A 21158-nucleotide genomic window follows, 5' to 3' on the forward strand; every position below is an offset into this window, starting at 1 on the left:
CGGCGGTCTGTCGATCAGGTGGGGATGTCGGTGTGCGGGACGCCGCAGGTGCCCGAGCTCAGGGTCTCGTTGGCGATGCTGGTGACCTCGCAGACGGTGATCGTCAGCCTGCCGTTCTCCTCGAAGCTCTTGTTCAGGTTCGTCCAGCCACGGGCCTTGCCCAGGCTGTTGTAGATGACGCCGCTCCGGTAGTCCCCGTCGGGGGACTCGTACAGCCAGGAGATGGCCACCGGGGAGTTGTTCGCGTTCTCGTCCCGCAGCCAGAACCATTCGCCGTAGGACACGAAGCACCCGTAACCCAAGGGGACCAAGCCGTCCGTTTCGGCGCAGTACACGCCCGTTTGGCCGGGACCGCTGTCGGACGCGTCCACGGTGGGCTGCCACCCGTCCGCAGCGTGGGCGGTGCCGGTCAGCGACAGCACCAGGGTCGGCACGGCGACCAGGGCGGACAGCGCCGAGAGCAGTCGGTTCTTCTTCATGGGATGATCTCCGATTTCCGTGACGTGCGGTGTCCGTCAGGCCGGAGCGGCTGTGGTCCGACCGACTCCGAGCGTGGCCACGGTTCCGGGGTGCGGACAAGGCGGAATCACGTTCCGATGTGTTCGAACAAGGGGACCCGGTTGTTTCGAACGTCCTGAGCACAAGTCGCTTTCAGCGGGACGGGACCGAACCGCGTGCCGTGTTGATCACTGGAACGGCGGTCGCCGGAGTTGCGCCGCCCGGCCACGCTGTGGGGCATGAGCAGAGGCATGGGGGAGGGGCCGGCCGGGCTGCCGCTGGAAGCACCACAGCCACCCCCGGCCGGCACGGCGGCCGAGTTCACGGCTGCGCTGCGCGCGTTGCGGGCGTGGTCCGGCCTGACCTACCGGCAGGTGGAGGGGAAGACGACCGCGCTCGGCGAACCGATCCCGACCAGCACGATCGCGACCACGCTGGGCCGGGCCACGTTGCCGCGTGAGTCGTTCGTCGCCGCGTTCACCCGCGCGTGCGGCCTCGGTGACGACGAGGTCCGCCTGTGGTTGGACGCCCGCGCCCGCATCGCCATCGGCGACCAGGCTCAGCCCGGCGACCACACCCACGGCGACGAGGACGCCGATGGCGAAGCGGAGGACGTTCCTCGGCCGGAGGAACCCGTCGCTCCCGGGTTCCGGTGGTGGCGTCGAGCGGGAAGCGTGGTCGCAGCGATGAGTGTCGGCGTCCTGGGCACCCTGGGCGTCCAGGCGCTCCTGTCGAACGCGGACACCCGACACCCGGCACCTCCCGGCACGGAATCCGTTGCGGGGTTGAGAATCCTGGCCGCAGGCAGTTGGGCGCGTATCCACCCGGCCCGAACGCCGGAACTGTGCGTCACCGAGGGCAAGGAGCGCAGGGGGCGCTACGAGACGGAGATCGCCGTTCAACGTCCCTGTGCGCAAACCGTCTCGCCGCGCACGTTCATCGAACCTCTGGGTGACAACGCGGTGCAGATCCAGTGGCACCACCCGAAGCACAGCATCGGGTGCCTGACCGTGCTGCTCGAAGGAGTCGGCTCGAACCTGGTCGAGCCACGGGAGGACTGCGCCGACGACAACCCGGCGCAGCGCTTCAGGATCGAACCGATCGGTCCGCCGGCAGCAGCCCACTTCCGCATCCGCCCGGCTGCCGGTGATCAGTGCTTGAGCCTGCGCGACCAGGACACCACCGATGGCGCGGAGATCGTCCGAGGCCGTTGTTCCGGTGCCGCCGACCAGGAATTCCTGATCGAACTCATTCCGCCGCCGTGACGACCTCGTGCGTGACGACCTCGTGCGTGGCGAGCTCGGCCCGCTGTTCGGGCTGCTGCTGGAGGCGTACAAGGCGATCACGGCGATCACGGCGATCGTGCCCCTGCTCGACGGGGTGTGAGACGGCGGCCGGTCGTGGCCCCTCATCAGGGGGGACGGTCGGCGGGCCCAGGGGGGTGGGGCCCGCCGACCGGGATCGCGGTGCGGGAACCGACGTCGACACGGCCCGCGCGCCGGCCGCTCCGGATCACCGGGGGGACCGACCCGCCGATCCGGTCGGTGCGGCGGGGTGACCGGTTCCGCGTCCTCGACGCCCCCTGGCCGGGCCAGTGTGCCCGACCGAATGCCCGAATCTCTTCGGTAGCGCTTGAACGCCCTGGTCGGAACAGCTATGACAGGTCCCGCCCGATCACGAGGAAGAGTCGGAGACGGGGCGATGGCCACAGAATTCCGCCTGCTGGGCAACATCGAGGCGCACCTCGACGGGAACCCGGTCGACATCGGGCACAGCCAACTGCGCGCGGTCTTGGCGGTGCTGCTGGTCGAAATCAACCGCACGGTGTCCGTCGACCGGTTCATCGACCGGGTCTGGGGTGCCCGACGCCCGCTGCGCCGCCCGCGCAACGGGGTGCAGCACGGCATCTCCCTGCTCCGCAGCGCGCTCGCCGACGTGCCGGGGGTCGCCATCACCTGGCAGGCGACCGGGTACCGGCTCAGCGCCGACCCCGACACCGTGGACCTGCACCGGTTCCGCGCCGAGGTCGCGCAGGCGCGGGCCACCGGTGACGACGCCGACGCCGCCGCGCTGTTCGCGCAGGCCCTGGCACGGTGGGAAGGCGAGCCGTTCGCCGGTCTGGACACCCCGTGGTTCACCACGCTGCGCGACTCGGTCCTCCAGGAGCACCACACCGCCCAGCTCGACCTCACCGACCTGCACCTGCGGCAGGGCCGTCACGCCGCGCTGCTGCCCGAGCTGACCGCCCGCAGCCACCGCCACCCGCTGGACGAACGCCTGGCGGGCCAGGTGGTCCTGGCCTACTACCGCAACGGCCGCGCCGCCGACGCCCTGACCCACTACCGGCACCTCCGGCAGCGGCTCGCCGACGAGCTGGGCACCAACCCCGGCCCCGCCCTGCAACAGCTGTTCCAGCAGGTCCTCACCGCCGACCCGGCGCTGGCCGCCCCCGCCGCCGAGCGCGTGCCCGTGCCCCGGCACCTGCCCGCGCCGCCGAGGCTGTTCACCGGGCGCACCCGGGAACTCGCCCACCTCACCGCCGCCCTGGACGACCGGGCCGAGGCGGGCGGCGCCGTGGTGATCTCGGCGCTCGCCGGCGCCGGTGGCATCGGCAAGACCTGGCTCGCGCTGACCTGGGCCCACCGACACCTGGACCGGTTCCCCGACGGTCAGCTCTTCGTGGACCTGCACGGGTTCAGCCCGTCCGGGCGGCCGACCGACCCGGCGGACGCGCTGCGCGGGTTCCTCACAGCCCTGGGCGCCGACCCCGGCAGCCTCCCGCCGGGCCTGGACGACCTGGCCGCGCGCTACCGCGACCTGGTCGCGGGCCGGCGGGTGCTCGTGGTGCTGGACAACGCCGCCTCCGCCGAGCAGGTCGTCCCGCTGCTGCCGGGCAGCCCGACCTGCACCGTGCTGGTGACCGGCCGCCGCCGGCCGGCCTCCCTGATCGACCGGCACGGCGCGCGCCACCTGCCCCTGGGCGTGCTGACCCGGGCCGAGGCGCGGGACCTGCTGGCCGGACGCCTCGGCGCGGGCCGGGTCGCCGCCGAGCCCGCCGCCGTGGACGAGCTGGTCGAGCTGTGCGGGGGCTACCCGCTGGCCCTGTCGATCACCGCGCGCAACGCCGCCACCCGCCCCGGCCTCGCGCTCGCCGAGATCGCCGCCGAGCTGCGCGAACTGGGTCTGGAGGTGCTCGACCACGACACCGACCCCGCCGCCAGCCTGCCCACGGTGCTGTCCTGGTCGCTGCGCCGGCTGACCGACGAGCAGCGCACCGTGTTCGCGCTGGCGGGCATCGCCCCCGGTCCCGACACCACGCGGGCCGCCGTGGTCGCCCTGACCGGCCTGCCCCCGGCCCGCGTGCACCGGGCGCTGTCCGCCCTGGAGGAGGCGTCGCTGGTCGAGCGCCGGCCGCACGGCCGGTACGCCATGCACGACCTGGTCCGCGACTACGCCGCCGCCACCGCGCACCGCACCGTGTCCGACGACGAGCGGCAGGCGGCGCCGGCCCGGGTGATGGACTTCCACCTGCACACCGCGCACGCCGCCGACCGCCTGCTGGAACCCCAGCGCCCGCTCGTGCCGCCCTGCCCTCCCACGCCGGGCGTCCAGCCCCTCCCGCTGCCCGACACCGCAGCCGCGATGGCCTGGCTGGAGGCCGAGCACGCCACCCTGCTGGCCACCCAGCGCGCCGCCGCCGACCTCGGCCGCCACCACCTCGTCTGGCACCTGGCCTGGGCGCTGGACATCTTCCACTTCCGGCAGGGGCACCTGCACGACGCCCTCGCCGCCTGGCGGGCCGCGCTGGACGCCGCCGCGCACCTGCCCGACCCCACCGCCCTCACCCGCGCCCACCGGCTCCTCGGCCGGGTGTGCTCCCGGCTGGGCCTGCACGAGGAGGCCACCGCGCACCTGGGGGAGGCCCTCGACGTGGCCGCGCGCCACCACGACGTCGCCGAGCAGGCGCACACCCACCGGGTGCTCGCGTTCGCCTCGGCGGGGCGGGGCGACGACCGGCGTGCCCTGCACCACGCACGGCACGCCCTCGACCTCTACCGCCCCCTCGGCCGGCCGACGTGGGAGGCCGACGCGCACAACCAGGTGGGCTGGTACGCCACGCGCCTGGACGAGCACGACATTGCCGACGAGCACTGCCGGACGGCCCTCGCCCTGCACCGCCGGCACCACAACACCGACGGCGAGGCCGCCGCCCTGGACAGCCTCGGGCTCATCGCCCACCGCACCGGCGACCACCGGCAGGCCGTGGACCACTACCGCCGGGCGCTGGCCCTGTGCCGGGACCTCGGCCACAGCTCCCAGGTCGCGGACACCCTCGACAGCGTGGGCCACCCCTACGCCGCCCTCGGGTGGCACGACGAGGCCCGCGAGGCGTGGCGGGAGGCGTTGGAGCTGTACCGGGAGCAACAGCGCGAAGCCGACGTCGACCGCGTCGAACGGCAGCTCGACGCCCTCGACAGCACCCCGGCGACCTGACCGCCCGCACGGGTCACACCATGATCGGCCGTCCGCAGTCGCCGCAGAACCGCGCCCCCGCCGGCCACTCCCGGCCGCACGAGCCGCAGCGGACGGCCGGGCCCTCGGGCACCCGTTCGACGGTCCGGGGTTCCTCCTGCACCGACGACCCGTAGACGCTGACGCTGGACTGGCGGGAGATGACCGCGATCCGCAGCAGGTCCTCCACGGCGAGGTCCTGCTTCACCCGGACCACGCCGTCACCGGGCTCGCCGACCACGTCGACCAGTCGCAGCAGCTGGGTCAGCACCTCGTCGTTGCCCAGTCCGGTGGCCAGCACCACCGCCCGGCCCCACCGCGCCGCCGCGCCCGCCAGGTCGCCGCACCCGTGGGCGTCGTAGCCCTCCATCACGGCGCGGGCCAGCTCGGCCTGCCCGGCGTAGTGCGCGAGCGCCGGGTCGACCCGGCTGGAGAGGGCGGACTCGTCGGTGTAGTGCACGATCACCGCCTTCGGCCTGCCCGCCTTGACGTGCCCGGCGTGCTCGGGCGGGCGCATCTCCAGGTCGATGCGGGCCACCCGGAGGTCCGTGCCGCGCTCCGCGTCGTCCGCGCGGTCGAGCGCGAGGCGCAGGTGGTACTCGCGGGTCTCCGCACCCCAGGAGCCGGTGGGGAACGCGGTGGTGCGCTCGTCGAGCGGGACGCCGACCAGGTCGGCCTCCGCCGGGTGGGTCTGGCGCAGGAAGCCGAGGCGGGCCCCGGCGGTGGTGCTCACCAGGATCCGCAGCTCCGGCACGTGCTTGGCCATGGCGGTGCGGGTCATCGCGGCGAAGTCGTCGACGAGGTCGTCGGGGCGGCGGATCGCGTCGGCGGTGCCGTTCATCGCCTCGGCGATGCGCACCAGCTCCGAGGGCAGCCAGTCGGTGCCGATGCCCCGGGCGTCGCAGGAGAAGTCCGCGCGGTGCTCGTCCAGCACGCGGTCGAGCTCCTCGGCCGGCTCGCCGTTCTGGCCGTCGGTCAGCAGGATGACGTGCCGCACGGCGTCGGGGTGCTCGCGCAGCAGCCGTCCGGCGAGGGCCAGCCAGCGGCCGATGGCCGTGCCGCCCGACGCGGTCAGCTTCCGCACCGCCGCCCTGGCCTCCTTGCGGGTCTTCGGGTTCGCCGTGGCCAGCCCCTGCGCCGGGTAGACCTGCCGGGCCCGCTCGGTGCCCGCGACCACGGCGAACAGCGCGCCGTCGCGCAGCGCGCCGATCGCGGCCCTGGTGCCCTGCCGGGCCGCCGAGATCTTGTTCGCCGGGTAGGACATCGAACCCGAGCAGTCGACCACGATCACCTGGGCCACGTCCGGCAGCGCGCCGGCGGCCTCGGGCACCCGGGCCCGCACCACGAGCGCCGCGTGCACCTCGTCCTCGGCCGGCGACAGGTAGGGGTTCTGGGTGACGAGCAGCTCGAACTCGGGTCGGTCCGGCACGGGGTCCCCCTCGGGTCAGCGGAACGTGAACGGGCGGTGCTGGTTGGCCAGGTCGACCAGGTCGGAGCGGTCGGCCCGCTCCCCGGCCTGCCGCGCCAGCGCCCGGTAGCACCTCTCCAGCAGGGCGCGCAGGGCGGTCTCGGGGCCACCGGTGGCGGGGCCCAGGCCGAACCGGGCCTCGTGCACCACGGCCTCAAGCCGGGTGCGCGACTCGCCGGCCGGGGCACCGCCGTCCAGGTGGAGCGCCGCCAGCCGGGTGGCGGCCTCGGCCAGGTCCGCCGCGCTCGGCCGGGACCCGTCCGCGAGCCGCTCGCCGAGCACCCGCACGGCGGCGATCCGGGCCGCGTCGTGGTGCCGGGAGATCGCGGGCGTCTCGTCCAGCAGGGCCACCGCGCCCGCCCGGTCGCCGCGCGCGAGGTGGGCGCGGGCCAGCCCGAACACCGCGCCGGCCACCGACCGGTCGCGCCGCCACACGGCGAGGTAGTGCGACTCGGCCGCCGCCGGGTCGCCGATGCGCTCGGTGCAGTAGGCCAGGGCGAGCCGGGGCACGATCTCGCCCGGCAGCGCGGCGTAGACGTCGTCGAAGCGCGCCCGCGCCGCGTCGAGGTCCGGCTCGTCCTGGGCGAGCAGCACCAGGCCGTCGTGCCACCACAGCCGCCAGTCCGGGGTGCCGCCCACCCGCTCGCGTGCCTGCGCCAGGGCGGCGCGGGCCGCGTCGAGGTCGTCGGCGGCCAGCGCCGCGCGGCAGCGGGCGAACGCGGCCTCCGCGCCGGGCAGGTCGGCCTCGACCAGCACGGCCAGCAGCCGCGCCGCGTCGTCGGTGGCCGCGTCGAGCAGCGCCGCCACCGGGTCGGCGGAGTGCACCCTCGGCGCGGGCAGGCCGACCGCGACGGCCCGGGGCGACGGCGTGCCGACGTCCAGCGGCAGGTCGGCGAGGCGGACCCCGGCCGGGCGGCGCGTCCAGCGGGTCAGCGGCGGCACCGCGCCCAGCCCGGCGTCCAGCGGCACCGCGTTGGACTCGAACACCTCCGACGGCTCCGGGCGCGGCCGGCCGTCGCGCAGCGCGGCGATCTCCCGCTGCACGCCGCGCAGCTGGTCGGCCATCTCCGCCGCGCCGCCGAACCGCCGGGCCGGGTCGGGGTCCTTGGCCCGCGCGCACAGCCGGCGGAACGACTCGATGCCGGGTGCGATCCGCTGCTGGTCGCGCAGGTGCTGCTCGGCGGGCACCTGCTGGCCGGTGTGGTCGGCGGTGGCCCGGTAGAGCTGGTGCAGGGTCTCGCCGACGGTGTGCACCTCCGAGCGCACGGTCAGCCCGTGCTCGGCGATCTCCGCGCGGGACACCTGGAACTGCGGGGTGCCGACGACCTGGCTGGTGCGGTCGTCGGCCCGGCGCACCCCGCCGAGGTCGATCAGCTTGACCCGGTTGGCGCGGCTGCCCTGCCCGTCGGGCCGCATGATCACGTTGTCCGGTTTGAGGTCGCAGTACAGCAGGCCGCGCTCGTGCAGGTGGTCCAGCGCGGCCAGCACCTGGAGCACGCAGGTGATCACGTGCTCGGTCAGCAGCGGTTCGCTGAGCACGCCCCGCCCGTGCTGGGCGTGCGCGGCCACCGCGCTGAGCGGGAGCCCGCTGACGTACTCCATCACGATGTAGTCGCGCGTCTCGCCGGTGTGCGCGTCCGGGTGCGCGACGAAGTTGTAGACCCCGACGATGTTGGGGTGGTCGATCTGGGTGAGCGCCCACAGCTCGGACTGCGACAGCGCGGTGTCGGCGGTGTCGATCAGCCCCTTGAGCACGCACAGGCGGCCGTTGAGCCGGGCGTCCTTGGCCAGGTACACCCACCCCAGGCCGCCCCGGTCGATGCAGCCCAGCACCTCGTAGCGCTGCTCCACCAGGTCGCCGGGCTCCAGGCTGGGCAGGAACGAGAACGGCTTGCCGCACGCCAGGCAGTAGCCCGCGCCGCCGGCGGGCAGCCGGTTGCGGTCGGGGCACTTCTCGCCGGCGCACCGCCGCTTGCGGTCCGGGACGCGGAAGTCGGTGAGGATGCGGCTGGACGGGTCGGGGAAGTCGAACACCGGCAGCGCGTACGGGTCGCTCTCGCGGGAGCGCCGCGAGGCACCGGGACCGGCCCCCGACGCCGCCGACCCCGCCGCGGTCGTCATGGAGGCCCCGGTCGCCGGCTGCGGAGCCGCCGAGGTCTCCGGCGGCCGGTCGCAGGTGTCGCAGTACCCCGTCTCGTCGATCGAGCCGGCGCACGCGCCCCTGGTGCAACGCGTCACGTGGTCCCCTCCTGGTCGATCGCGCGGCGCACCGCGTCCTGGTAGGCCCGGACGGCGGCGTGCGCGCCCGCCCGGTCGCCGGCGAGCGCGTCCTCGGCACGCCGCAGCGCCTCGCCCAGCGCCGGGTCCTCGGCCAGCCCGTGCTCACCCACCCTGGTCCGCAGCACGCCGAGCAGCCCCCGGTCGTCGGCGAGCGCCCGCGCCCGCCGGACCCGCCGCTCGGCCCGCGCCAGCGCGCGCTCGAAGTCGCCCAGCCGCCGGGCCACCGCCGCCGGGTCGAGTCGCGCGGCCTGGCGCAGCGCGCCCAGCCGCACGTGCCACCGGGCGTTGTCGGGCAGCCCGGCGACCCGGACGGCGAACGCGTCCACGACCGTGGCCACCGACTCCGAGGCCAGCTCGCGGGCCGCCGCCGACCCGCCGGGCCCGTCCTGCCGGAAGCCCAGCACCAGCCGGCCGCCGGCCGCCAGCACCGGCCGGATCACCTCGTCCAGCAGGGCGCCGGGGTCGTCGGCCTCGTCCACGCCGTCCAGCACGATCGTCATCGGGGGAGCGCCCGCGCGCAGCCGGTCCGACGGGCTCTCGGCGGCGTCCACCGCCAGCCCCGCGCGGCCGACGACCCGCGCCGACACCTCGCCCGCCGTGCACCCGCCGACGTCCAGCGCCAGGTCGACGCCGGGCGCGTCGCCCGCCTCGGACCGCGCACCGGACACCGCGACCGCCTGCCGCACGGCGTCGAGCTCGTCACCGAGCACGACCAGCACCGCCGCGCCCCGGTGCCGCCGGCCCAGCCACTCGGCCAGTTCGGCAACCGTGCCCGCCGGCACGCCCCGGACGTCGGCGAACAGCGGGTCGATGCCGGTGTCGCCGACGATCCACCGGGCGACCGGCGGCAGGTGGGCGGCGACCACGTCGACCGGGATCATCCAGGACAGGCCGGCCGTGGCGCCGTGGTGGGCGACCACGACGCCCAGCACGTGCCCGGTGGCCGAGTCCGCGACGCCCGCGCCGCTGAACCCGACCCGCACCGGCGGCTCGGTCGCCGACCTCGGGTTCATCTGGAGCCACTCCGCGCCGGAGTGCCCGGACAGCGTCAACCTCGCCCACACGCCCAGGTCCAGGCCCTGCGGGTGGCCCAGCACGTGCACGGTCCGGTCGAAGGTCAGCGCTACCCGGCGCAGCGTGGCGACGTGCTCCCGGGGCTGCGGCACGGCCAGGCGCAGCAGCGCGACGTCGCCGTGCCCGTCCTCGTCGGGCGGCACGAACAGGCCCCTGATCACCTGGGCGGGCGAGCTGGGGGTGCCCGCGACCTCCACCATGTCGGCGACCAGCCCGTCGTGCCCGGCCACCACGTGCGCGCAGGTCAGGACGTGGGCGCGGTCCACCAGCACGCCCGCGCCCAGCACCGGGCCCGTCCCGCCCCGGCGGATGCGGACCCGCCAGGGTTCCCGGCCGGCGCGCGGCGGGGGCGGTTGCTGGTCGGTCATCGGTGGCAGAGTAGGCAGCCGCGATCCCGTGAGCACCGCTGTTCGACGGGGCGACAACCATTCGGCCCAGTGGAAATTTCCGGTGCCGGGCGCTTCTCCGCGATCTTCGCAGCGCGGCTGCTCCGAGTGCCGGACACGCCGTTGGTGTGATGCGCGGCACGGGGACGCGAGGGGGTGCTGCGGCGGATCAGGGGTGTGACCGAGGAAGAGTTCCAGCGGTTCGCGGAGTCCGGCACCGCCGCGATCCGCCGCACCGCCTACCGGATGTGCGGCGACCGGCACGCCGCCGACGACCTGACCCAGGCGACGCTGACGAAGCTGTTCGTGGCGTGGCCGAGGCTGGCGCGGGACGTCAACCTCGACGCCTACGCCCGCAAGGTGCTGCTGCGCACGGCGATCGACGAGGGGCGGCGGCCGTTCCGCAGGCACGAAACAGCGGTGGGGGAGCTGCCGCCGGTGGCCGCGCGCCCGGCCGGCGTGGAGGACGTGCTGGACGTGCGGGCCGCGCTGCTGCGCCTGCCGCCCCGGCAGCGCGCGGCGGTCGTGCTGCGCTACTGCGCCGACCTGAGCCTGGCGGAGACCGCGCGGCGGATGGGCTGCGCCGAGGGCACGGTCAAGAGCCAGGCCGCGAAGGGGTTGACCGCGTTGCGCGGGTTCCTGGCGGTGGACGCCGACCGGACGGCCGCGTGACGGTGTTCGGCGGTGCTCAGGGGGTTTCGCCCACGACGCGCAGCAGGCTGTCGACCATGGCGTCGGCGTCCGGCGGTTCCGGCGTGCCGCCGAGGGCTTCGGTCACCCGGTTCATCGCGGAGGTGATGGCGCGGGCCTCCTCGGGCGTGACGTGCTGCGCGAACACCTCGCGGATCGCGCCCAGGAACGTGGTGGTGGAGTTGCGCAGCACCTCCCGGCCGTGGTCGGTGAGCGCCGCGTAGGTGATGCGCAGGTTGTCGGGGTCGCCCTGGCGCTCCACCAGGCCCTGCCCGGCCATCGCCGTGACGACCTGGCTGATCGCGCTGCGTGACACGAACACCTGCCGTGCCAGCTCGTTCATCGGCAGCCGGCCGCCCTCTGTGGCACCCAGGCGGGAGAGCACCTCGCCCCACGTCAGGGTCAGGCCCGCGTGCTCGCGCAGGACGGCCTCGATCCGCCGGGCGGCCAGCGTCTGCGCCTTCCAGGTCGCCATCCACGCGAAGAACCGGTCGTCCACCAGCTCGGAGATCTCGTCCCGCACCCGGCAGACCCTACCGGACAACCGTTCGACCTGAATGGTGAAGATCTGTATGGTTCAGTCCTTCATCAACTAGGGGAGGTCCGGATGGCGCGGAACGGTTCGCGGTGGGCGCTGGCGGCGATGCTGGCCGCCGCCGCGATGGACCTGGTCGACACGACGATCGTCGCGGTGGCCGCGCCGGCGATCCGCGCCGACCTGGGCGCGAGCGCCGCCGAGGTGGAGTGGGCGGTCGCCGGCTACGCGCTGGCGTTCGGGGTGGGGCTGGTGGCCGGGGCCCGGGTGGGCGACCGGTACGGCCGGCGGCCGGTGTTCCTCGCCGGGGTGGCGGCGTTCGTGGTCGCCTCGGCCGCCTGCGGGCTCGCGCCCGACCCGGCGGTGCTGGTCGGCGCGCGGGTCGTGCAGGGGCTGGCGGCGGCGCTGATGATCCCGCAGGTGCTCACCGTCATCCAGGTCTCCGTGCCGCCCGCCCGGCGGGCCGGGGCCTTCGCCGCGTACGGGGTGACGGCGGCGGTCGGGACCGTGTCCGGCCCGCTGCTCGGCGGCCTGCTGGTCGAGGCGGACCTGCTCGGGCTGGGCTGGCGGCCGGTGTTCCTGGTCAACGTGCCCGTCGGCGTGGTGGCGTTCCTGGTCGCGGCGGTGGCGGTGCCCGACTCGCGCGCGCCCCGGGCCGAACGCCTGGACGTGCCGGGCACGCTCCTGCTGACCGCCGGCGTGGTGGCGGTGCTCCACCCGCTGGTGCACGGCCCGCAGCACGGGTGGCCGTGGTGGACGGTGGCGTTGCCGGTGGGTTCGGTCGCGGTGTTCGCCGCATTCGTTGCGTGGCAACGAGGTGCGCGGTCACCATTGGTTCCGCTGAGCCTGTTCCGGCAGCGCGGGTTCGTCGGCGGCGCGTGCGCGCAGGTCGCGCTGTACGCGGGGGTGACCGGGTTCTTCCTGGTGCTGGCGCTGGAGTTGCAGACCGTGCACGGGTTCAGCGCGCTGCGCACCGGGGTCACGTTCGTGGCGTGGTCGGCGGGTGTCGCGGTGGCGTCCGGGTTCTCCGGGCCGCTCGCCGCCCGGTTCGGCCGGCGGCTGCCGGCGGCGGGTGCCCTGGTGCTGTGCCTGGGGATGGCGGCGCTGCTGCTCGCGACCGGGTCCGTGCACGGGGGGTGGGGCCTGGCACCCGGCCTGGTCGTGGCGGGGGTCGGGATGGGCCTGGTGGCACCGACCCTGGTCGAGGTGTCGTTGCGGGAGGTCGGCGTCGAGCACGCCGGCACGGCGTCGGGGGTCGTCGCGACGGCGGGCCAGCTCGGCGGCGCGCTCGGCGTGGCGGGCCTGGGCGCGGTGTACCTCGGCGGTGGCCTGGCGGTGGTGCTGTGGTGCGAGGTGGCGGTGTTCGCGCTGGCCGCCGCCACGACCCTGCTCATCCCGCACACCGCCACCCGCTGAGCAGTGCCCGCAACGACGACGGCCCGGCCCACCGCGAACGGTGGGCCGGGCCACGCCCGGTGTCGGACGCGGTCACACCACGCGCGGGGTCGGAATTGGGGTCAGAACTGGACGCTCCACGCGTCCAGGTAGCCGACGTCCTGCGGGCCGACGTCCTGGAGCTTCAGCTTCCAGGTGCCGTTGGCCACCTCCGACGAGGCGTTCACGGTGTAGGTGGTGAGGATGTTGTCCGCCGAGTCGGCGGACGAGTTCTTCAACCGGTACGTGGAGCCGTCCGGAGCCACCAGGTCCAGGACCACGTCGCCCCGGTAGGGGTGCTTCACGTCGACGTTCACCTTCAGCGCGGACGGGGCGTTGCCCGCCTGGCCGGAGACGGTGACCGGGCTGGTCACGGCCGCGCCGTTGTCCGGGATGTCGAGGTTGTCGGTGTTCTCGAACTTCTTGCCGACGGGCGGGGTGGTCCCGCCGGTCTGCTGGTTGATCCACGCGAGGTTCGCGGCGATGCCCGTGTACAGGGTCGTCGTGGCGCACTCGCCGTTGTTGTCGCCCGGTCCGTGCGTCTCGCCGACCAGCGTCCAGTTGCCCCGCGTGCCCACCAGGGCCGGGCCGCCGGAGTCGCCGTGGCACGCCGAGTGCGTGCGGTCGCCCGAGACGCAGACGTCGGTGGACGCGCCGCCGCCCGCCGCGCACCGGCTGGACGCCAGGATGGTCAGGTCGATCTCCTGGAGCGTGGACGGGTTGGCGCAGGACGGCCAGCTCGTGCAGCCGTAGCCGATCAGCCGGACCGGGCTGCCGGCGGCCGGGTTCGCGGTGGCCATCGGCACCGGGGTGTAGGTCGACGCCTGCGACAGGTGCATCAGGGTCAGGTCCGTGCCCGGCCGGTTGACCACGCGGTCGACGCTGCGGACCTCGCCGCCGGAGCTGCGGGTGTTCGACCCGAGCCGGGCCGAGCCCGCGCTGCCGCAGTGCGTCGCGGTGACGATCCACTGCGGTGCCACCAGGCTGCCGCCGCAGCCGTTGCTCATCTGGGCGTGGAACGGGTAGACCTCGGTGGCGTTGTGGCCGCCGATGACCTGCACCTCCACCGGCGGGTCGTCGGGCGCGGCGACGGCGTCGTGCCCTGCGCCGGTGACCAGCGCCAAGGCCATGGCCACGAATGCGGCACGGCTCAGCAGGCGAGCGGTTCTCATGGGTCTGCCTCTCGGTCGCGCTGCAGGGAACCGCGCGGACACCGGGAAGGGCGGGTCGCGCGGGCGGCCCGGGGGCGCGTACCCGGTCGCCTCTGCACCTTTGCGCGCCGGCTCCTCGCGCGGGTCATTCAAGCTGGGCATCCACCGGGTTTATGGCTTCCGGCCGGTGTGTCCGCTACCCGGACACACCGGCTCCCACCAGCGCGTACTGTGATTTCCGAAAGCGTCGGAGGGCTTATTCGTCCCATAGTGCGAAACGAACTGTGAACTGGTGAATGGGAGTGTTCGGCGGAATGGGACATAACCGGAAAAAGGCGGGTGCGCCCCCTTGTCGGGACACACCCGCCCTTTTCCGTCAGCCGGTCAGCTGATCGTGAAGTCGTCCGCGTAGATCGACGGCTGGCCGTACCAGCCGTGCACGTAGACGGTGACCTGGCCCGAGGAGCCGGCGGTGAACGGGACGGACAGCTGCGTCCAGTCGTTCGCCGACGTCCACGCGCTGCCGGTCGCCCCGCCGCTCACACCGATGAACGCGTAGTTGCCGCGCACCCACGCCTTGAGCGTGTACGCCTTGCCCGGCGTGACGGTGACCGTCTGGGACGCCTGCCCGTTGCCCGCACCGCTGGGCGTCACCTGGAGCGCGTGCGTGCCCGAGTGCGCCGGGGTGCTGACGATCGCGTCGCCCGGGGCCGTCCACGGGGACAGCGCGCCGTCCTCGAACCCGCCGTTGACCACCGCGCCGCCCGGCACGGTGCCCTTGACCTTCACCGTGAACGACGCGGAGTGCGTCGCCGTGGGGCTGGTGCCGGTCACGGTGAACGAGTAGTCGCCGGGCACCGCGCCGGCCGCCGCCGCGACGGTCAGCGTCGCCGACCCGCCCGCCGTGACGCTGGACGCCGACAGGGTGGCGGTGACACCGGTGCGCGCCGGTCCCGCCGTGAGGGTCACCGTCTCGGCCTTGCCGGACGCGACGGCCGTGCTCACGGTCGCGGTGGTCGAGCCGCCCGGGTCGATCGCCGCCGACGACGGGGAGACGCCGAGGGTGAAGTCGTTGACCGGGTTCGGGGTCCCGCCACCGCTGAACGGCGCGAAGATCCGGGTGAACTCCCACGTGCTCTGCGGGATGCCGGAGCAGTTGTCGGCCGCCGAGCCGCCGGGGCAGCCGCCGTTGTCGCGCTGGAGCGCCCAGAACGACAGCGTGTTGATGCCCTTGGCGACGGCCCAGTCGTAGACGGTGCGGGCGTCGGCGATCTGGAAGGTCTCGGAGGGGCCGTAGTCGTCCACGCCGATCATCTCGGTCACGCCGACCATCGCCCACCGCTGGGCCTCGGTCTTGCCCGGCCACAGCGTGCCGAGCTGGGTGACCAGGCCCTGCGCGGCGGTCTTGGTGTCCTCCGCCATCTGGTGCTGCCCGCCGTCGTAGTAGTCGAACGTCATCAGGTTCACGACGTCGATGCGCGCGTTGTTGGTGACGGCGTTGCGCAGCACCGCGAGGCCGCTGGGCGCGAGCCCGGTCGGGGTGGTGGGCAGGGTGTAGGAGAACTGGATGGTGCGGCCGTTGGCGGCGGCCCAGTCCTGGGTCAGCTTGATCGCCTTGTTGCGGCGGTCGATGCCCGCCGCGTTGTCCAGCGCCTCGACCTCGATGTCCAGGTCGAGCCGGCTCACGTCGTAGGTGGTGATGACGTTCTGGAAGGCGGCGGCGATCTTGGCCACGTCGGTGCAGCTGTCGGCGATCTCGGTGCCCGTGTGGTCGGCGGTGTAGCCGCCGAAGGACGGGATCGCGTCGCCGCCGTTGGCGCGCAGCGCGGCGATCTCGGCACCGAACACGCCCGACGACACCGGCATCCCGGCGTCGCCGTTCCACAGCGGCGTGCAGGAGCCCTTCGTCGCGGTCTGGAGGAACGCGAAGGTCAGGTACTTCGCGCCGGACTGCTGGGCGAGGGTGGCCGGGTTCTCGCCGGTCCACGCCTCGAAGTAGGGCGCGAACACGCGGGCGGGCAGCGGCTTGGCGGCGGTGGCGCGCGGTGCCGCGCCGGCGGTCGTGGGCAGCAGGGACAGGGAGGTGAGCAGGGCCACCAGGAGTACCAGGGCTCTGGTCGGACGCATGAGCGCTCCAGGCAGGGGAAGGGACGCGGGCCCGGTGGGGGTCCGGCGGTGGCGGCCGGCCCTCAGAATTGGACTAGACCACATGGGTTGTCAAGACGTCTCGCGGTATGCGGCATACGTCGTGAAATGTCCGCTGTCGTGCGAGAAGTCCGCTGTGCGGTCCAGAGTGGACAGACGGTCTGGAGGGTGGGAACCCGGGTCGCGATGCGCCCCGGGCGCGGGGTCGTCCGCACCCGGGGAGCGACCGTGCGAGGTCAGGAACCGCAGAAGTAGTTGCTGCCGCCGCCCGGCAACTGGTCGTCACGGGTCCAGCCGCGCACGCCAGTGCGACCGTTGCGGAGGTAGGTCCACGTGGCGTTCGTGCCGTTCTCGCGGGTGTAGCAGTAGTAGTCCAACCGGTCGGACGGCTGGCTGGAGCCCAGCGCCGTGCAACTGGTCGAGGAGCCCGTGCGGATGCGGGCTCCGGCGTTCGCCCCGGTGATGCCGGAGATCGGGTCGTGGTTGGGCGGCGTGCCGCTGCCGCACGCCCAGTGCTGCGGCGTGACCCCGTCGCCCTTGGGCGCGGCCCCGGCGGGTGCGGAGAGCAGGACGGCGGGCACGGCGACGGCGGCCACCGCGACCGCGACCCTGGTGATGGTGTTCATGGCAATCCCCCTGCGAATGGAACGGGTGGAGCGGAATCGACCTTCCTCCCTGCGGGTGAACCTGGCCAGAATGTTGCGTCACACCGAAAGTTGACGACAACAATGTGGGCCCAGGGGAAGCTACTTCACGGGGGGAATCCGTGCTGCGCGTCATCTTCACCACTGACGACCTGGTGCGCACAACCGTGGCACCGTCCGCCGACCCGTTGTGGGAGGTGGTGCTCGGCGGGTGCCGGCTGCGGGACCGGGATCGCCCGTCGGCATTTCACGAGTGGGCCCTCGAAGTGCGGGCCACGCTCGATTCCCGCAGTCCTGCGGTCCGCGTCCTGCACCTGCTGGCACCCGCTCCGGACCTGCTCACGCCCCCGGAGGCGGCGGACGGGCTGGAGGAGGGGCTCGCCGCGCTGCGCGCCACGCCCGGATCCCGGGTGCGTGCGGAATTGCGCCGGTTCGGGCCGATGCCGGAATGGATGAAGCCCTTGTGCAACGGTGATCGCCGGGCGTTGGGGGTGCTCGCCGACATGATCCGCCAGCTGCATTCACGGCTCGTCGCACCGTATTCCGAGGTGATCCGGGAAAGCGTGAACGCGGATCGCGCGCGGCGGGCCCGCGACCTGGTCGACGGCGGCGTGCACGGCCTGCTCGCCGGGCTCGGGCCGTATGCGCGGTGGCAGCCGCCGGTGCTGGAGGTCGACCACCCGCAGGACCGCGAGCTGCTGCTGCGCGGCCGGGGGCTGCGGTTGGTCCCGTCCTACTTCGGCCGGGGCCGGCCGTGCACGCTGGACGACCCGGCGGCCCCGCCCGTGCTGGTGTACCCGCTGGAGGACACCGACCGGTGGAGGGGCGCGGAGACGCGCAGCCTGGACGCGCTGCTGGGGCCGACCCGCAGCGCGGTCCTGGAGTGCGCGCGGACCGGCGCGGGCACGACGGAGCTGGCCCGCCGCGTGGGCACCTCGCCCGCGTCGGTCAGCCGGCACACCGGGGTGCTGCGCGCCGCCGGTCTGCTGCGGACCAGCCGGTACGGCACCCAGACCGTCCACTCGCTGACCGTCCTGGGCGAGTCGCTGCTCGCCGGCCGCCAGCGGTAGCCCCGACCGCGCCGGCGTCCGGGTGCGGCGGTCAGCGCAGGCGTGCGGCGAGCGCGGCGGCGATGGCCTCGGCACCGACCCAGTGGTCGGCGGCGCGGGCGGTGTCGGGCAGGTCGACGGTGTCCAGCGGGGGACCGGCGAGCCGGATGTCGGGGCCGGCGGGGTAGAAGCGCAGCGCCGTGGCACCGGGGTGCAGGGGCAGCACGGCGGGGGAGCCGTCCAGCGTGCAGGCCAGGGCCATGACCTGCCGGTCGTCCGCCTCGGGGTCGACCCGGACCTGGTCGGTGCGCACCTCGACGCCCAGGCCGGCCAGGTGCGCGGTGACCACGTCGGCGAGGCCGTCGCTGGCGGCGATGAGCCGGGCCCGGCGCACGACGTCGGCGTAGCGGGCGGTGTGCTCGACGGCCTCGCCGGCGGGTGCCGAGGGGGTGGCGCGCAGGTCGGTGAAGCGGGCGCGGGCGTCCTGCTCGACGCGGGCGAGGTCGACGGTCTTGGCCATGCCGGGTGGTGCTCCTGCCTTGCGGGCTGCGCGGTGACGCCCGACTGTACGTCGCGGTACCGCAAAAGTGCGGAAAGGGTCGGTGTGTCGCACCGCTGTTCGGGTGAACCGGGAGCGCCGTTCGGCCGGCACCGGCCCTCCGGGGTGGTCGGGTGCCACCGCCGGGCGCGCGGCGGGTTCTTGATCCAGCATGGACCCACCACGGCGGAGGAGGGCGTGTGCTGGAGGTCGTCGCAGTCCTGGTCCTGGCGCTCGTGGTGATCGCCGCCGCCGCCGTGCTCGCGCCCAGGGCCGGGGTGGCGGCCCCGCTCGTCCTGGTGCTGGTGGGCATCGCCGTCGCCGTGGCCCCGGTGCTCGAAGGCGTGCAGGTCGACCCGGAGTGGATCCTCCAGGGCCTGCTGCCGCCGCTGCTCTACTCCTCCGCCGTGTCGATGCCCGCGATGAACTTCCGCCGCGAGTTCCGGGCGATCAGCGGCCTGTCCGTGCTGCTGGTGGTGGCGAGCGCGCTGGTGCTGGGCGCGCTGTTCTCCCGGCTGGTGCCCGACCTGGGCTTCGTGTGGGGCGTCGCGCTGGGCGCGATCATCAGCCCCACGGACGCGGTGGCGACGTCGATCATCAAGGGCACCGGCCTGCCGCGCCGCGCCCTGGTCATCCTCGACGGCGAGAGCCTGCTCAACGACGCCACCGCGCTCGTGCTGCTGCGCACCGCCGTGGTGGCCACCGCCGCCGCGTTCTCGTTCTGGGACGCGCTGGGCACCTTCGCCTACGCCATCGCGGTCGCCGTCGTGATCGGGTTCGTCGTCGGCCGGGGCAACCTGGCGGTGCGCCGGCGGGTGGAGGACGCGACGGTGAACACGATCCTGTCGTTCACCGTGCCGTTCGCCGCCGCCGTCCCGGCCGAGCTGCTGGGCAGCTCCGGCCTGGTCGCCGCCGTGGTGGCGGGTCTGATCACCGGGTCGCGGGCACCCCGCGCGCTGCCGCCGTCGCACCGGATGTCGGACGCGCAGAACTGGGCGACCGTGGAACTCGTCCTCGAAGGGGTGGTCTTCCTCGGGATGGGGCTCCAGCTCGCCACCGTCCTGGACGAGGTGCGCCGCGAGCACACCGGCCTCGGCCCGGCGGTCGGGATCGCGGCCTGCGCACTGGCCGTGACCCTGCTCGTGCGCGCCGCCTACGTCGCGCCGCTGCTGTGGGCGCTGCGCCGGCGGGCGTCGCACGGGCAGGCACTCCAGCCGCGCATCGCCGAGGCGGGCGAGCGCCTGGAAGCCGGCGAGCCGGTCAGGAGCCGGCGACTGCGCCGCCGCGAGCCCACCGAGCGCGAGCTGGCACGCTTCGCCACGCGCGTGCGCCGAGCGCTGGCCGACATCGACTACCTGATCAGCCAACCGCTGGGGGCGCGGGAGGGCGTGGTGGTGGTGTGGGCGGGGATGCGCGGCGCGGTGACCGTGGCCGCCGCCCAGACCCTCCCGGCCGACGCCCCGCACCGGCCGCTGCTGGTGTTCGTGGCGTTCACCGTGGCGACGCTGTCCCTGCTGGTGCAGGGCGGCACGGTCGGGCCCCTGGTGAGCCGCCTGTTCCCGACCCGGGCGGACGAGCGGGACGCCCGTGAGCAGGACACCGAGCGGCAGGAGATCGTCGCGCTGATGCGCGAGGCGGCCCAGGGCACCGCGCGCCCGGACGGCACGTCGAAGAAGGAGCACTACCTGGCGGTGCTGGAGGCACAACGGGAAGCGCTGCTCGACGCGCGCGACGACGGCACGTTCGACGCCGACGCCCTGTCCGCCGCACTGCGCAACGTCGACGCCGCCCAGATCACGCTGGAACTGCGCGGCGGCCCGACCGGCTGACCCGCGCCGACCGGGGCAGCCGGCACGGCGGCGTTCGGGGACGTCCTAACGGGCCGGTCGCTCGTAGATGATCTCCAAGCCGTCTTCCTCGTCCCACTGCTCGCCGTTCTCGACGAACCCGTACTGCGCCACGAGCCGGTACGACGGTTCGTTGTCGGGGCTGATGGTGGCGCGGACCGTGCGCACGCCCGGTTCCCCGGCCGCCCGGCGCAGCAGTGCTTCCAAGGCCGCTCGGGCATAGCCGCGCCGGCGGTGGTCGGGGTGGACCGCGTAGCCGACCTCCACCATCCCGTCCGCGTCCGGCGGGCCGTGGTAGCCCGCGCGGCCGACGGCCAGGCGGCGCCGCTCGTCCCAGATCACGCCGGTCACCCACGCCGCGCTCGCCGGGTCCTCCTCGGCCTGCCGGTGCCGCATCCGCCACACGCCGCGCCACTCGGGGCCCGCGAAGTAGTCCGGCAGCGGCACCGGGGCGGCCGTGTTCGCCGCTGCCGCGTCGCCCTCCGCCAAGGCCCGGAACACCTCGCCGGTCAGGTGCACGATCCGGACCTCGGGCGGTGCCGGGTTCACGCGCGGCGCTTGGGGCGGTTGACCTTCATCAGGTCGACGTCCGTCGCCGACGCCCGGAGGTCGCGGAAGTCCACTCCGAACTCCTCCACCGCCCGCGCGGCCAGGCCGAGCGCCCGGTCGCGCACCGCGCGGTCGTCGGCGGCCACCTCGGCGCGGAACTGCACGCGGTAGCTGAAGAAGTCGAGCGCGCGGTCGTAGGACAGCGCGCCCTGCTCCGAGAACCCGTTGGTGAGCACCCCGTGCCGGTCGACCTCGGCCAGCAGCCGGGCGCGCCCGGCGTCGTCCAGGTCGGCGAACCGGCCGCGAACCATGACCCGGTAGGTGTGCTCCACCATCTGCGCTCCACTGTCGGCGACGT

17 protein-coding genes are annotated in these 21158 nt (G+C 74.5%); 6 read left to right on the forward strand and 11 right to left on the reverse strand.

Annotated features, from left to right (window positions below; translation table 11 throughout):
• Positions 1-14: 14 nt before the first annotated feature.
• Positions 15-479: a hypothetical protein gene (locus AB0I60_RS19750; protein WP_360731728.1), complete on the reverse strand. Its 465-nt coding sequence runs from the start codon at positions 477-479 to the stop codon at positions 15-17.
• 270 nt (positions 480-749) lie between these two features.
• On the opposite strand from AB0I60_RS19750, the gene AB0I60_RS19755 reads away from it, so the two are divergent.
• Both AB0I60_RS19755 and AB0I60_RS19760 read left to right on the forward strand, forming a co-directional pair.
• Positions 750-1763 (forward strand): helix-turn-helix domain-containing protein, encoded by a 1014-nt coding sequence (locus AB0I60_RS19755; RefSeq protein ID WP_360731873.1) that lies wholly within the window; start codon positions 750-752, stop codon positions 1761-1763.
• A gap of 436 nt (positions 1764-2199) precedes the next feature.
• Positions 2200-4992, forward strand: coding sequence for a BTAD domain-containing putative transcriptional regulator (locus tag AB0I60_RS19760; protein ID WP_360731729.1), 2793 nt, complete (start codon positions 2200-2202; stop codon positions 4990-4992).
• Between the two features lie 13 nt (positions 4993-5005).
• Here AB0I60_RS19760 and AB0I60_RS19765 read toward each other — a convergent pair whose 3' ends face one another.
• The 3 genes from AB0I60_RS19765 to AB0I60_RS19775 are packed head-to-tail and all read right to left on the reverse strand — an operon-like array spanning position 5006 to position 10200.
• The gene (locus tag AB0I60_RS19765; RefSeq protein ID WP_360731731.1) at positions 5006-6439 is read right to left on the reverse strand and encodes a VWA domain-containing protein; all 1434 of its coding nucleotides are present in this window, start codon (positions 6437-6439) and stop codon (positions 5006-5008) included.
• 15 nt (positions 6440-6454) lie between these two features.
• Positions 6455-8716 carry a tetratricopeptide repeat protein gene (locus tag AB0I60_RS19770; RefSeq protein ID WP_360731733.1) on the reverse strand — a complete coding sequence of 754 codons (2262 nt, stop codon included), beginning with the start codon at positions 8714-8716 and terminating at the stop codon, positions 6455-6457.
• Positions 8713-10200 carry a serine protease gene (locus AB0I60_RS19775; RefSeq protein ID WP_360731735.1) on the reverse strand — a complete coding sequence of 496 codons (1488 nt, stop codon included), beginning with the start codon at positions 10198-10200 and terminating at the stop codon, positions 8713-8715. Before AB0I60_RS19775 ends, AB0I60_RS19770 begins: the two co-directional genes overlap by 4 nt.
• 195 nt (positions 10201-10395) lie before the next feature.
• Between AB0I60_RS19775 and AB0I60_RS19780 the strand changes: the two genes are divergently transcribed.
• Positions 10396-10890, forward strand: a complete 495-nt coding sequence (locus AB0I60_RS19780; protein ID WP_360731737.1) for a SigE family RNA polymerase sigma factor — start codon at positions 10396-10398, stop codon at positions 10888-10890.
• 16 nt (positions 10891-10906) lie between these two features.
• Here AB0I60_RS19780 and AB0I60_RS19785 read toward each other — a convergent pair whose 3' ends face one another.
• The gene (locus tag AB0I60_RS19785; protein WP_360731739.1) at positions 10907-11431 is read right to left on the reverse strand and encodes a MarR family transcriptional regulator; all 525 of its coding nucleotides are present in this window, start codon (positions 11429-11431) and stop codon (positions 10907-10909) included.
• A gap of 84 nt (positions 11432-11515) precedes the next feature.
• On the opposite strand from AB0I60_RS19785, the gene AB0I60_RS19790 reads away from it, so the two are divergent.
• Entirely contained in the window at positions 11516-12859 is a 1344-nt protein-coding gene (locus AB0I60_RS19790; protein ID WP_360731741.1) for an MFS transporter, read from the forward strand.
• 101 nt (positions 12860-12960) lie between these two features.
• Here the strand turns inward: AB0I60_RS19790 and AB0I60_RS19795 are convergent, their stop codons facing one another.
• From AB0I60_RS19795 to AB0I60_RS19805, 3 genes are all read right to left on the reverse strand, one after another.
• Complete coding sequence (locus AB0I60_RS19795) at positions 12961-14049, reverse strand: trypsin-like serine protease (RefSeq protein ID WP_360731743.1); 1089 nt, start codon at positions 14047-14049, stop codon at positions 12961-12963.
• 363 nt (positions 14050-14412) lie between these two features.
• Positions 14413-16155, reverse strand: coding sequence for a carbohydrate binding domain-containing protein (locus AB0I60_RS19800; RefSeq protein WP_360731745.1), 1743 nt, complete (start codon positions 16153-16155; stop codon positions 14413-14415).
• A 254-nt stretch (positions 16156-16409) separates the two neighbouring features.
• The gene (locus AB0I60_RS19805; protein ID WP_360731747.1) at positions 16410-16799 is read right to left on the reverse strand and encodes an SH3 domain-containing protein; all 390 of its coding nucleotides are present in this window, start codon (positions 16797-16799) and stop codon (positions 16410-16412) included.
• Positions 16800-16939: 140 nt separating this feature from the next.
• Here AB0I60_RS19805 and AB0I60_RS19810 point away from each other — a divergent pair, with 140 nt between their 5' ends.
• Complete coding sequence (locus tag AB0I60_RS19810; protein ID WP_360731749.1) at positions 16940-17887, forward strand: winged helix-turn-helix domain-containing protein; 948 nt, start codon at positions 16940-16942, stop codon at positions 17885-17887.
• Between the two features lie 31 nt (positions 17888-17918).
• Here the strand turns inward: AB0I60_RS19810 and AB0I60_RS19815 are convergent, their stop codons facing one another.
• Entirely contained in the window at positions 17919-18386 is a 468-nt protein-coding gene (locus AB0I60_RS19815) for a hypothetical protein (RefSeq protein WP_360731751.1), read from the reverse strand.
• Between the two features lie 218 nt (positions 18387-18604).
• Here AB0I60_RS19815 and AB0I60_RS19820 point away from each other — a divergent pair, with 218 nt between their 5' ends.
• Entirely contained in the window at positions 18605-20233 is a 1629-nt protein-coding gene (locus tag AB0I60_RS19820; protein ID WP_360731753.1) for a sodium:proton antiporter, read from the forward strand.
• Between the two features lie 45 nt (positions 20234-20278).
• Here the strand turns inward: AB0I60_RS19820 and AB0I60_RS19825 are convergent, their stop codons facing one another.
• Both AB0I60_RS19825 and AB0I60_RS19830 read right to left on the reverse strand, forming a co-directional pair.
• A complete protein-coding gene (locus tag AB0I60_RS19825) occupies positions 20279-20800 on the reverse strand; it encodes a GNAT family N-acetyltransferase (RefSeq protein WP_360731755.1) in 522 nt (173 codons plus the stop codon).
• A complete protein-coding gene (locus tag AB0I60_RS19830) occupies positions 20797-21135 on the reverse strand; it encodes a DUF6204 family protein (protein ID WP_360731756.1) in 339 nt (112 codons plus the stop codon). Before AB0I60_RS19830 ends, AB0I60_RS19825 begins: the two co-directional genes overlap by 4 nt.
• Positions 21136-21158 lie beyond the last annotated feature (23 nt).

The organism is Actinosynnema sp. NPDC050436 (assembly GCF_040655415.1).
Lineage (GTDB): Bacteria > Actinomycetota > Actinomycetes > Mycobacteriales > Pseudonocardiaceae > Actinosynnema.